This window comes from Catenulispora rubra (assembly GCF_015356825.1).
In the GTDB taxonomy this organism is placed as follows: Bacteria; Actinomycetota; Actinomycetes; order Streptomycetales; family Catenulisporaceae; genus Catenulispora; species Catenulispora rubra.
Window position 1 is genome coordinate 1 of the sequence record NZ_JAACYW010000126.1, and the last position, 12,455, is coordinate 12,455.

12 protein-coding genes are annotated in these 12,455 nt (G+C 70.7%); 9 read left to right on the forward strand and 3 right to left on the reverse strand.

What is annotated here, in order from left to right:
- Positions 1-136: 136 nt before the first annotated feature.
- On the forward strand, positions 137-811 hold the full coding sequence (locus tag GWK61_RS29365) for a polysaccharide deacetylase family protein (protein ID WP_228563139.1): 675 nt from the start codon (positions 137-139) through the stop codon (positions 809-811).
- 183 nt (positions 812-994) lie between these two features.
- On the opposite strand, the gene mce is transcribed toward GWK61_RS29365, so the two are convergent.
- Entirely contained in the window at positions 995-1,453 is a 459-nt protein-coding gene (gene mce, locus GWK61_RS29370) for a methylmalonyl-CoA epimerase (RefSeq protein WP_194913950.1), read from the reverse strand.
- Positions 1,454-1,652: 199 nt separating this feature from the next.
- Between mce and GWK61_RS29375 the strand changes: the two genes are divergently transcribed.
- Both GWK61_RS29375 and meaB read left to right on the forward strand, forming a co-directional pair.
- Positions 1,653-2,804, forward strand: coding sequence for an acetyl-CoA C-acetyltransferase (locus GWK61_RS29375; RefSeq protein WP_438939789.1), 1,152 nt, complete (start codon positions 1,653-1,655; stop codon positions 2,802-2,804).
- A gap of 26 nt (positions 2,805-2,830) precedes the next feature.
- Complete coding sequence (meaB, locus tag GWK61_RS29380; RefSeq protein ID WP_194913954.1) at positions 2,831-3,790, forward strand: methylmalonyl Co-A mutase-associated GTPase MeaB; 960 nt, start codon at positions 2,831-2,833, stop codon at positions 3,788-3,790.
- Between the two features lie 59 nt (positions 3,791-3,849).
- Here meaB and GWK61_RS29385 read toward each other — a convergent pair whose 3' ends face one another.
- Entirely contained in the window at positions 3,850-4,158 is a 309-nt protein-coding gene (locus GWK61_RS29385; protein ID WP_194913955.1) for a DUF3817 domain-containing protein, read from the reverse strand.
- A 104-nt stretch (positions 4,159-4,262) separates the two neighbouring features.
- Here GWK61_RS29385 and GWK61_RS29390 point away from each other — a divergent pair, with 104 nt between their 5' ends.
- The 4 genes from GWK61_RS29390 to GWK61_RS29405 all read left to right on the forward strand — a co-directional run bounded on the left by GWK61_RS29390 (position 4,263) and on the right by GWK61_RS29405 (position 8,721).
- Positions 4,263-5,318 (forward strand): DUF2127 domain-containing protein, encoded by a 1,056-nt coding sequence (locus GWK61_RS29390; protein WP_194913957.1) that lies wholly within the window; start codon positions 4,263-4,265, stop codon positions 5,316-5,318.
- 105 nt (positions 5,319-5,423) lie between these two features.
- Positions 5,424-5,903: a MarR family winged helix-turn-helix transcriptional regulator gene (locus GWK61_RS29395; RefSeq protein ID WP_194913966.1), complete on the forward strand. Its 480-nt coding sequence runs from the start codon at positions 5,424-5,426 to the stop codon at positions 5,901-5,903.
- A gap of 103 nt (positions 5,904-6,006) precedes the next feature.
- Positions 6,007-7,617, forward strand: coding sequence for an MFS transporter (locus GWK61_RS29400; protein WP_323747810.1), 1,611 nt, complete (start codon positions 6,007-6,009; stop codon positions 7,615-7,617).
- 12 nt (positions 7,618-7,629) lie between these two features.
- Positions 7,630-8,721 carry a serine hydrolase domain-containing protein gene (locus GWK61_RS29405; protein ID WP_194913971.1) on the forward strand — a complete coding sequence of 364 codons (1,092 nt, stop codon included), beginning with the start codon at positions 7,630-7,632 and terminating at the stop codon, positions 8,719-8,721.
- Here GWK61_RS29405 and GWK61_RS29410 read toward each other — a convergent pair whose 3' ends face one another.
- Positions 8,722-9,531, reverse strand: a complete 810-nt coding sequence (locus GWK61_RS29410) for a hypothetical protein (protein ID WP_194913973.1) — start codon at positions 9,529-9,531, stop codon at positions 8,722-8,724.
- Between the two features lie 181 nt (positions 9,532-9,712).
- Here GWK61_RS29410 and ilvD point away from each other — a divergent pair, with 181 nt between their 5' ends.
- On the forward strand, positions 9,713-11,566 hold the full coding sequence (ilvD, locus tag GWK61_RS29415) for a dihydroxy-acid dehydratase (protein ID WP_194913982.1): 1,854 nt from the start codon (positions 9,713-9,715) through the stop codon (positions 11,564-11,566).
- A 2-nt stretch (positions 11,567-11,568) separates the two neighbouring features.
- Positions 11,569-12,444: a TIGR03560 family F420-dependent LLM class oxidoreductase gene (locus GWK61_RS29420; RefSeq protein WP_194913984.1), complete on the forward strand. Its 876-nt coding sequence runs from the start codon at positions 11,569-11,571 to the stop codon at positions 12,442-12,444.
- Positions 12,445-12,455: the final 11 nt, after the last annotated feature.

Genomic DNA, 12,455 nt, shown 5'->3' on the forward strand with positions numbered 1-12,455 from the left:
GGCGGCGGCAGCACAATGCCGGGCTGGCGATGGTCGGTGCGGGGGTGGAGGCGGATGCCGTGATCATGAGCATGATGGCCGACACGGCTTCCGAGGCGGTGGCGGTCTGATGGCGATGCTTGGCGATGTGGCCACTATGTTGATGCATCCGTTCCCGGCGACCACGACATTCGGTCCGGTTCGAAACCGCGTGCTGCCGGGTTTGGCGGCGCGCGGTGCGGCGGACCATGTCGCCCTGACCTTCGACGACGGCCCGGACCCGAACTCGACACCGCGCTTCCTGGAGCTGCTGGCGGCGCGGGACGTGCACGCGACGTTCTTCCTGCTCGGCTCGATGGCCGAGCGCGCGCCGGGGCTGGTCCGGAAGATCCAGGCGGCCGGGCACGAGATCGGTGTGCACGGCTGGCACCACCAGAGCCTGCTGTTCCGCCGCCCCCGGGCGACCGACCAGGACCTGACCCGGGCCCGCGACCTCCTCGCCGATCTGACCGGGGAGCAGCCGACACTGTTCCGGCCGCCTTATGGGGTCATGACCGCCTCGGCGCACCGCACCGCCCGGCGACTGGGGCTGCGTCCGACACTCTGGACCAGCTGGGGCGAGGACTGGACGGCGCGCGCCACCCCGGGCAGCGTCCATCGCCAAGTCACCAAGGACCTGCACGGCGGCGGCACGATCCTGCTCCACGACACCGACTGCACCGCCAAGCCCGGCTCCTGGCACGCCACGCTCGGCGCCGTGCCGCTGCTGCTCGATCACTGCGAGGAGCGCGGCTGGGCGGTCGGGCCGCTCCGCGAGCACGGTCGGCTGTGAGAGCTCCGGCACGCTGCGCCGGTCAGCGATCAACCGCGAGCCGGCTTGGGCGCGAGAAGTCGGCCTGCCTCGCGAGCACCGCCGGGCCGGGTGTGATGGTCGCCCGGATACGGCATCCGGGCGACTCCATCCGAGTGAGGGCCCTGTCTGCTTGTCGGTCTTATCGGTGTTATTCAGTGTTATTCAGTGCTCGGCGTCGCCCTCGGCGGCCTGCACCAGCTCCACCAGCACCCCGTGCGCGTCCTTCGGGTGCAGGAAGTTGATCGAGGACCCCATGCTCCCGCGCCGCGCCTCGGGGTACAGCGAGCGGATGCCCTTGCCGACGATGTCGGTGGTCGTGGCCGTGACGTCGGCGGTGCCGAAGGCGACGTGGTGCACGCCCTCGCCGTTCTTCGCCATCCACTTCGCGATGGCCGAGTCCTCGCGGGTCGGCTCCAGCAGCTGCAGGTAGCTGGCGCCGCCGTCGCCGGTGTCGTTGATCTTCAGCATCGCCTCGCGGACGCCCTGCTCCTCGTTGACCTCCGAGTGGAAGACCTCGAAGCCGTAGGTCGCGCGGTAGAACTCGACGGTCTCGTCGAGGTTCCGGCACGCGATGCCGATGTGGTCGATGCGGGTCAATGGGGAAGACAGTGAAGACGACATGGGGACATCCTCCAGGGTGGGTCTAAAGCGCGCGCCGGGTTGTGTCGAAGACGACACCCTAAGCTACTGACGAGTAATTTACTGCTGACTAGGCTGGTGGCCAGCACCAAGCTCCACTTTCCCCTCACCCTCGCAGACACTGGAGAGCATCGTCGTGAGCGCTACCAAGTCGGTGATCGTCGCAGGCGCGCGGACCCCCATGGGCCGCCTGCTCGGCTCCCTGAAGAACTTCTCCGGCGCCGACCTCGGCGGCGTCGCGATCAAGGCGGCGCTGGCGCGCGCCGGGGTCGCGCCCGAGCAGGTGCAGTACGTGATCATGGGCCAGGTGCTGCAGGCCGGGGCCGGGCAGATCCCGGCGCGGCAGGCGGCCGTGTCCGCGGGCATCCCGCTGACCACGCCGGCGATCACCATCAACAAGGTCTGCCTGTCCGGGCTGGACGCGATCGCGCTGGCCGACCAGCTGATCCGGGCCGGCGAGTTCGACATCGTGGTGGCCGGCGGCCAGGAGTCCATGACCAACGCCCCGCACCTGCTGCCGAAGTCGCGTGAGGGCTTCAAGTACGGCGCCGTCGAGATGCTCGACGCCATGGCCTACGACGGCCTGACCGACCCCTGGGAGAACATCCCGATGGGCGAGTCGACCGAGAAGCACAACGCCCGCCTGGGCATCGAGCGCGCGCCGCAGGACGAGTTCGCCGCCCGCTCGCACCAGCGCGCCGCCGCCGCGCAGAAGAACGGCGTCTTCGAGGCCGAGATCACCCCGGTGTCGATCCCGCAGCGCAAGGGCGACCCGATCCTGTTCGCCACCGACGAGGGCATCCGGCCCGACACCACCGTGGAGAGCCTGGCCGGTCTGCGTCCGGCGTTCACCAAGGACGGCACCATCACCGCCGGCACCTCCTCGCAGATCTCCGACGGCGCGGCGGCCGTGGTCGTGATGTCGAAGGCCAAGGCCGAGGAGCTGGGCCTGGAGTGGATCGCCGAGATCGGCGCGCACGGCAACGTCGCCGGTCCCGACACCTCGCTCCAGTCGCAGCCCTCGAACGCCATCCGGCACGCCCTGGGCAAGCAGGGCCTGACCGTGGCCGACCTGGACCTGATCGAGATCAACGAGGCCTTCGCGGCGGTCGGCGTGCAGTCCATGGAGGACCTCGGCGTCGACGAGGAGATCGTCAACGTCAACGGCGGCGCCATCGCGCTGGGCCACCCGATCGGCATGTCCGGCGCGCGCCTGGTGCTCAGCCTGGCCCTGGAGCTCCAGCGGCGTGGCGGCGGCACCGGCGCGGCGGCGCTGTGCGGCGGCGGCGGTCAGGGCGACGCGCTGATCATCACCGTGCCGAAGCGCGGCTGACCCCGGCGCGGATAGGATCACCGGCCGTGGCTGGCAATGACGTGACGGATCTCGTCGAACGCGCCCGCAAGGGCGACCCGCGCGCGGTGGCGCGGCTGATCTCCCACGTGGAGGACGGCTCCCCGCTGCTGCGCGAGGTGATGGCCGCGCTGACGCCGTACGCCGGCAACGCGTACGTCGTCGGCCTCACCGGCTCGCCCGGCGTCGGCAAGTCCACGTCCACGTCCGCGCTGGTCACGGCGCTGCGCGCACAGGGCAAGCGGGTCGGCGTGCTGGCCGTCGACCCCTCCTCGCCGTTCTCCGGCGGCGCGCTGCTCGGCGACCGGGTCCGGATGCAGGAGCACGCCACCGACCGGGACGTCTACATCCGCTCCATGGCCTCGCGCGGGCACCTCGGCGGCCTGTCGGCATCGACGCCGCAGGCGGTGCGGGTGCTGGACGCCGCGGGCTGCGACGTGGTGCTGATCGAGACGGTCGGCGTGGGGCAGTCCGAGGTGGAGATCGCCGCGACCGCCGACACCTCGGTGGTGCTGCTGGCCCCGGGCATGGGCGACGGCATCCAGGCGGCCAAGGCCGGGATCCTGGAGATCGGCGACGTGTTCGTGGTGAACAAGGCCGACCGGGACGGCGCCGACGCGACCGCCCGGGAGCTGGGCCACATGCTGGCGCTGGGGGAGTCCCGCTCGCCCGGCGACTGGCGGCCGCCGATCGTGAAGACGGTCGCCTCGGCCGGCCAGGGCATCGAGGAGTTCGTCGAGGCGCTGGACAAGCACCGCGGCTGGCTGGAGGAACACGGGAAGCTCACCGAGCGGCGTCAGTACCGGGCCTCGGTCGAGATCGAGGGCATCGCGCTGGCGGCGCTGCGCGCGCGGATCGGCGACCTGCGGGGCGACCGGCGGCTGTCGGTGCTCGCCGAGCGGGTCGTGGGGCGGGAGCTGGACCCGTATTCGGCCGCTGACGAGTTGGTGGCCGGGGTCGGGGCCTGACGCAGAAGGCGCCGGCTGCTCGGCAGCCGACGCCTTCTTGCTCAACGCCTTGTTAAGGGTTACTTCTTCAGCGACTTGTGCAGCCAGAACGGCCCGGTCGGGATCACCGAGGCGATGAGCACCACGAGGAAGCGCTTGGCGTCCCAGTTGTGCGCCTGCTTCACGTCGTAGGCCAGCGCCAGGTAGGCCAGGAACAGCAGGCCGTGGATCATGCCGAAGACCATCGTCGCGGCCGGCATGTGCGCGGCGTACTTCAGCGGCATCGCGACGCACAGCAAGATCAGGAACGAGATACCCTCCGCCAGCGACACCACGCGGAAGCGCGCGAGCTTGGTGTCCTCGGCGGTCGTCACATCGGCAGTCGTCACGGAGGTCCTCGCAGTTCAGGGTTATCACCGACAAGTGCCGGTATATCCCGGGCAGAATACCCGACCTGGTACCACGGCTCTGCGGCTCCCCCTACTCTGGCTCCATGCGTGACTGGAACAGGCGCCATTGTGCGCGTCGGGGGCATGAGACCTACGCACCGGTCGGATCCGGGGTGGAGACGGAGCTGGCCGCGAGACTTCAGGTGGGGACCGTCCACGGGCAAGCGTGGCGGTGCCTGCGATGCGGGGACTTCGTCATAGGGGAGCCCAAGGGCAGCGGGCCGGCGGATCGGGCGCCGATCGTGCCGCGGGGCAAGGCGTTGCGGGACTTGTTCATCCTGCGGCTGCTGGCCGTCGAGCGGATCGTCCGCGGCGTGGTGATCATGCTGATCGCCTGGGCGGTGTGGAAGTTCGGCAGCAGCCAGAACGCGGTGCAGCGGCTCTTCGAGTCGGACCTGACGGCGTTCAAGCCGTTCGCGAACCACTTCGGGTGGGACGTGGAGCACGCGAGCATCGTCGAGCGGGTCCGGAAGACGTTCAACTACAGCCCGAAGTCGATCCACACGGTGGCGCTGCTGCTCGGCGGCTACGCGCTGCTGGAGACGGTCGAGGGCGTCGGGCTGTGGCTGGCCAAGCGGTGGGGCGAGTACCTGACCGCGGTCGGCACGTCGATCTTCCTGCCGCTGGAGCTCTGGGACGGCTACAACAAGGTGCACGAGCACAAGTCCTACATCTTCGCGATCTGCACCTTCACGGTCAACGTCGCGGCCGTGGTGTACCTGCTGGTCTCCAAGCGGCTGTTCGGGATCCGCGGCGGCGGCAAGGCGTTCGAGGCGCAGAAGCACGCCGAGTCGCTGATGACGGTGGAGCTGGCGGCGTGCGACGACGCGGCGCGCGCGGCGGGCGCGTTCCCGGGCCAGTACGCGCTGGACGAGACGGTGACGTTGGCCGCGATGCCCGCTCAGACGGCGCCGCCGATGCCCCAGCCCACACCACCGATGCCCCAGCCCGTGCAGCCGATGCCCCAGCCCGCACCGCCGCTCAGGCAGACGGCCGAGACCGTGGTCCTCACCACCTTGCCGACCACCCCGCCGACCACCCTGCCAACCACCCTGCCCACCCGGCCCCCGACCGATCCGAACGTCGGCAACGGGCAGTAGCCACCGAAGCACCTGTACAGCGTTTCCCGCTCGGCCCGCCGCGTCCTTCACCAGGTCGGCGGGCCGAGCCCGTTTCACGTTCAACCACTGCCGTAGGCTGGAAGCATGACCGCCGAGGGTACCGCCGAACCAGCCTGGCTCGACCAGACCGAGCAGGCCGTCTGGCGTCAGTACATCTCGGTGATGCGCCTGCTCCCGGACCGCCTGAACGCCAGCCTGTCCCGGGGCCACGGCCTGACCCTGATCGACTACGAGGTCCTGGCCCGCCTCTCCGAAGCCCCGCTCCGCCGCATCCGGATGACCGAGCTGGCCGAGGGCGCCCTGCTCTCCAAGAGCCGCCTGTCCCACCAGATCAGCCGCATGGAGAAGGAAGGCCTGGTCCGCCGCGAACCCTGCGAGACCGACGGCCGCGGCTTCTTCGCCGTCCTGACCGACCAGGGCTGGGAGAAGCTGCTGGCCGCGGTCCCCACGCACGTCGCGGACGTGCGCGAGGCGTTCATCACGCCGCTGAGCCGCGAGCAGCTGGACACGCTGGGGGAGATCCTGGACGTGATCAGCAAGGGACTGGAGCCGGGGCGGGGCTGACGGCGGTCGCCACTCAGCCCTGCGCGCGTGCCGCCACATCGCCGGCGAGCGCGTAAGCTGCCTCGACTTGCAGCCCTCCCCGACCGCTGTCACGGTGACGACTGTGACCTCCGCCACGGAAGACCCGGAACCGGACCCTGGCGCGGCGGTGGCCGTCGATCCCGACGAGCTCCCCGAGGCACACTCCAGCATCCCCGGGATCGCGGGGCTTTCCGAGCGGCACAAGTACCGGGCGCTCGCGGTGTGCCTGCTCGTCGGCTTCATGACGTTGCTCGACGTCTCCATCGTCAACGTCGCGCTGCCCTCCATGCAGAAGGGTCTGCACGCCACGCCCGCGGACCTGTCGTGGGTGGTCTCCGGGTACGCCCTGACCTTCGGCCTCATCCTTGTGCCGTCCGGTGTCTTCGGGGACATGGTCGGGCGGCGGACGGCGTTCCTGGTCGGACTGGCCGCGTTCACCGTCGCCTCGGGGTTGTGCGGGATCGCGCCGGGGGCGGCGTTCCTCGTCGTGGCGCGGTTGGTGCAGGGGTTCGCTTCGGGCATTCTCGGGCCGCAGATCTCCGGGCTGATCCAGGAGATGTTCTCCGGGGCGGCGCGGGCTCGGGCGTTCGGGTACTTCGGGGCGACGGTGGGGTTGGCGACGGCGATCGGGCCGCTGGTCGGCGGGCTGCTGATCGCCGCCGGGGGCGAGGACCACGGCTGGCGCTGGGTGTTCTTCGTCAACCTGCCGATCGGGGTCGTCGCGTTCGTCCTCGCGCTGCGGCTGATCCCGGGATGTGTCGGGTGCGGGCGGATCGGGACGAAGGGGCGCATCGACTGGGTCGGGGTGGCGCTGTTGGGCGCCTCCGTGGTCGCGATCATGCTGCCGCTGGTGCAGGAGCAGCAGTGGAAGGGCCGCGGCAAGTGGTGGCTGGTGGTGCTCGGCGTGCTGCTGGCCATCGCCTTCGCGCAATGGGAGCGCCGGATCGCCGCCTCCGGCCGCACGCCGCTGGTCCCGCCGGCGCTGGTCCGCATCCGCTCCTACACCCGCGGCAGCGTCCTCGGCCTGCTCTACTTCGCCGGCTTCACCACGATCTTCTTCATCTTCACGCTCTTCGTGCAGAACGGCCTGCACTACAGCGCCCTGGAAGCCGGCCTGGCCACCACCCCCTTCGCCCTCGGCTCGGCGGTGAGCGCCACCCTCGGCGGACGCCTGGTCGGCAAGCACGGCCGCCCGCTGGTCATCCTCGGCATCGTCCTGGTGACGGTGGCCACCGGCGCCGCCATCCTGGTCGTGCACTGGGTCCACGGCCGCGGCGCGGGCGTCGCGACCGCCGGCCCGCTGCTGGTCGCCGGCATCGGCTCCGGCCTGGTCATCGCCCCCAACCTCGCGCTGTCGCTGTCCGAGGTCCCGGTGGCGCGCGCGGGCACGGCCGGCGGCGTCATGCAGACCGCGCAGCGCCTGGGCTCCGCGCTCGGCATCGCCTGCGTCGGCGCGGTCTTCTTCTCCCGTGTCGGCCACGGCAAGGGCTTCGCCAACGCCTTCCAGGCCGGCGCCGTCGTCGCGATCTGCTTCGAGGCCGGCGCGCTGGTGGTCGCGGTCGCCGACTGGCGCAGCCGCCGCGCCGGCACGAGCGGTACCAGCGGTACCAGCGGTACCAGCGGTACCAGCGGTACCAGCGGTACCAGCGGCACGGTCGGCACAAGCGGCACGGCCTCCAACGACCCCGCCTGACAAGCTGGAGCGATGAACGAGGACGCCCTCAACCGCATCGCCGAGCTGGTCTCCCAACGCCCCGGACGCGCCCAACTGCACGTCCTGCACCACGGAGCGCCGATCCTCGACGTCTGCCTGAGATGCGACCCCGACACTCCGTTCCTCCTGTGGTCCACCGGAAAACCGTTCACCGCGATGGCCGTCCACCTCCTCGCCGAACGCGGCGACCTCGACCTCGACGCCCCGATCGCCGACCACTGGCCCGAATACGGCCGCTCCGGCAAGCACGCCGTGACGCCCCGCCACGTGCTCACCCACTCCACTGGCGCGCCCCTGTCGACCTGGCACGTCGTCGGAGACGCCCTGATCATGCACGACTGGGACCGCTCGGCCCGCGCGGCCGCCGCGGCGAAACCGAAGACGGAGCCGGGCCGGTCCTCGGCGTACCACATCCTCAGCCACGGCTTCATCCTCGGCGAGCTCCTCCAACGCGTCACCGGAACACCGCTCGCCGAGTATCTGAGGACTGAGATGTTCGCTCCGGCCGGGCTGGAGGACACCACCCTCGGACTCCCGCCGTCCGCATGGGACGAGCGAACCGTCCTGGAACTGTCCAGAGCCCCGCGAACCTCGTTCCCGGACCGCCTGAAGGTGGCCCGCTTCGACAAGAAGTTCGTCCGCACCGCCCCGATCCCTGCCGCGACCGTCCATTCCACGGCCCGCGACGTCGCACGGTTCCATCAACTACTCCTGAACGGCGGCAGCGTCGACGGCGTCACCGTGTTCAAGCCGGAAACCGTGCAGGAGGCGCTGAAACCCGCCTTCACCGACGCCGAGGCCATGCGCGTCGACCCGATCATCGGCCACGCCGTCCGCTGGTCCGCGGGCTTCCAACTCGGCTGGGGCGCGCTGCCGATCGAGACCGCCCAACCCTTCGGGCGCACCGCGGGCACGGAAGTCTTCGGCCACAACGGCAGCAACTACTGCAACGCCTGGGCCGACCCCGAGCACGACCTCGTGGTCGCCTACCTGTCGAACCACATGGCCCCGCGCGGTTCGGCGCTCGCCTGGCAGACCGAGATCAGCGATCTGATCCGCACCGCGGTCAGCCGGCAAAGCTGATCACGGCAGTTTCGACCGCGCCTGCCCCTGCGCTCTGGCCTTCCTCGCCGCAGCCCGCTGTCCGGGCACGTAAGGCGGCACATAAGGCCGCGCCGCCGAAGGCGTCGCCACCCACGGCACGAACGGCCACGCCGCCGACAGCACCAGCACCGCGACCCCGGCCAGCCCGAAGCCGATCGCCGCATAAGAGGCCCGCAGCAGCGCGGCGACCGCCGTCGCCGACACCAGCCCGAGCAGCGTCCAGTCCGGGATCCGGTTGCGGTGCAGGTTGATCGCGATCCGGTTGCGCAGCAGCCGGCGGATCCGCGGCCGTCCGAACACCGTCGCCGCGATCAGCCATACCGCGAGGTCCACCAGGTCGCCGGCGACGATGCGGTGCGGGTTCGCGTCGGAGTCGTGGGTGCGGCCGGCGAACGTGAACCGGGTGATCCGATCGCGCCAGACCAGCACCGGCATGGTGTCGCCCTCGGCCACCGAGCCCGACAGGTCTTCCGAGGAGCTCAGGACGACCGACGCTTCCTGGCCGCCGATCTTCGGGTCGAGGAAGGCCGAGGTGGTGTGGCCGTGGGCGTTCTTGCCGGTGTTCTTCGTGACGTCGACGAAGACCACGGTGGCGTCGGTGCGCAGCACGCAGCTCTCGGTCGCGTTCGTCACGCCCCGGCAGTACGGCGCGTGGTCGTAGGCGTTCTGGTCGCCCTGGTGAGCCGCAAGCTCCAGCGCCGCGTCCACGGTGAACACCGTGGCGAGAACTGCGACGACCGTGGCGACCGCCTTGCCGATCCAGCCCAGAACCCGCCCCGTTTTCGCCACGGCGGGAATCTTACGCGCAGGTCACAGGGATCGGACCTGGGGTTCTCGCGCGGCGTCCACTTCCCGGACGCGGCTGGAACGGTAGAGTCCACAGTGCGAGAATGAACGTCTCAAGCCAGCGTTTCAAGATCTTCATAGATAGATACAGATCTTCATAGATAGATACAGATCGGAGCCGCGCATGCCAGCCCTGCGGTCGCGTACCAGCACCCACGGACGCAACATGGCGGGGGCGCGCGCGCTTTGGCGGGCCACCGGCATGGGGGACGACGACTTCGGCAAGCCGATCGTCGCCATCGCCAACTCCTTCACCCAGTTCGTCCCGGGCCACGTGCACCTGCGCAACGTCGGCGAGATCGTCGCCGACTCGGTGAAGGAGGCCGGCGGCGTCGCCAAGGAGTTCAACACCATCGCCGTGGACGACGGCATCGCGATGGGCCACGCCGGCATGCTCTACTCGCTGCCCAGCCGCGAGCTGATCGCCGACGCCGTGGAGTACATGGTGAACGCGCACTGCGCCGACGCGCTGGTGTGCATCTCCAACTGCGACAAGATCACCCCCGGCATGCTGATGGCCGCGCTGCGCCTGAACGTCCCGACCGTGTTCGTCTCCGGCGGGCCGATGGAGGCCGGCAAGACCACGGCCATCGAGGGCGTGGTGCACTCCAAGATCGACCTGATCGACGCGATGATCGCCTCGGCCAACGACGCGGTCACCGACGAGCAGCTCGGCGGCATCGAGCGCTCCGCCTGCCCGACCTGCGGCTCCTGTTCCGGCATGTTCACCGCGAACTCGATGAACTGCCTGGTCGAGGCGCTGGGCCTGGGCCTGCCCGGCAACGGCTCGGTGCTGGCCACCCACGAGGCCCGGCGGCAGCTGTTCGAGCGCGCCGGCAGCACCGTCGTGGAGCTGGCGCGCCGCTACTACGACGGCGACGACGAGGCGGTCCTGCCGCGCGCCATCGCCACCCCGGCCGCGTTCGGCAACGCGATGGCCCTGGACGTGGCCATGGGCGGCTCCACCAACACCGTGCTGCACCTGCTGGCCGCCGCGCAGGAGGCCGGCGTCGGCTTCGGGCTGAAGGACATCGACCACGTCTCGCGCCGGGTGCCGTGCATCGCGAAGGTCGCGCCGAGCAGCCAGTTCCACATGGAGGACGTGCACCGCGCCGGCGGCATCCCGGCGATCCTCGGCGAGCTGCACCGCGGCGGGCTGCTGGACCCCGAGGTGCACTCGGTGCACGCGCCGACCCTGCAGACCTGGCTGGACGAGTGGGACGTGCGCGGCGGCAAGGCCTCCGAGGCCGCGACCGAGCTGTACCACGCGGCGCCCGGCGGCGTGCGCACCGTCGAGCCGTTCTCCACCGCGAACCGCTGGGCCAGCCTGGACACGGACGCCGAGAGCGGCTGCATCCGCGACATGGCGCACGCCTACACCAAGGACGGCGGCCTGGCCGTCCTGTGGGGCAACCTGGCGACCGACGGCGCGATCGTGAAGACCGCCGGCGTGGACGAGAAGATCTGGGAGTTCTCCGGGCCCGCGCGGGTCTTCGAGTCCCAGGACGACGCCGTCGAGGCGATCCTGGCCAAGAAGATCGTGGCCGGCGACGTCATCGTGATCCGCTACGAGGGTCCCAAGGGCGGCCCGGGCATGCAGGAGATGCTGTACCCGACGTCCTTCCTCAAGGGCACGGGCCTGGGCGCCAAGTGCGCGCTGGTCACCGACGGCCGCTTCTCCGGCGGCTCCTCGGGGCTGTCCATCGGCCACATCTCCCCGGAGGCGGCGTCCGGCGGCGTCATCGCGCTGGTGGAGGAGGGCGACACCGTGAAGATCGACATCGCCACCCGCACCCTGCACCTGGACGTCGACCCGGAGATCGTGGAGGAGCGCCGCGCGAAGCTGCTGGCCGACCTCGGCGGCTACCGGCCGCGCGAGCGCGACCGCCAGGTCTCGGTGGCTCTGCGCGCCTACGCCGCCCTGGCCTCCAGCGCCTCCACCGGCGGTGTGCGCGACCTCGGCCAAATCGGCGCCTGAGGATGGCCGGGCACCCCCTGCGGATCGGCGCGAAGCTGGTCCCGCAGGGCACCACCATCGCGGCACTGCGCGCCTTCTGGCGCCTCGCCGACGAATCAGGGTTCGACCACCTGTGGGTCTACGACCACCTGGCCGGGGCCGGAAACCTGGCCACCGTGACCGAGCCGGACCCGGCGATCGAGCTGTTCGACGGCTGGTCGCTGCTGGCCGCCATGGCCTCCGAGACCCGCCGGGCGCGCATCGGCGCCATGGTGACCGCGAACACCTTCCGCCACCCGGGACTGCTGGCCAAGATCGCCACCACCGTCGACCACCTGTCCGACGGCCGCCTGGAGTTCGGGATCGGCGCCGGCTGGTCCGAGTACGAGCACCGGATGCTGGGCATCGAGCTCGGCGGCGCGCGTCAGCGTATTGAGAAGCTGGACGAGGCGCTGCGGGTCGTCAAGGCCCTGTGGTCTCCGGAGGACTTCACCGACTTCGCCGGTGAGTACTACACCCTCGACAAGGCGGTGCACGCGCCCAAGCCGGTGCAGACCCCGCATCCGCCGATCTGGCTCGGCGGCACCGGCGAGAAGCGGATGCTGAAGCTGGTGGCCGAGCAGGCTGACGTCTGGAACACCGTCAACCACGACGGTGTCGAGGAGGCCGCGCGGCTCTCCGGCGTCCTGGACCGCTGGTGCGCCGAGGTCGGCCGGGACCCCGGGGAGATCCGGCGCTCGGTGCAGCTGCGGCCGGACCCGCGCCGGGTGGTGGACGACGTCGCGCCGTGGCTGGACGCCGGCTTCACCGAGATCGTGCTGTTCTTCGCACCGGAGCAGCCGCTCGCCGACCTGGAGAAGGTCGCCGAGCGGCTGCCGACGCTACGTGCTCTGATTTAAATCTTCAGAGC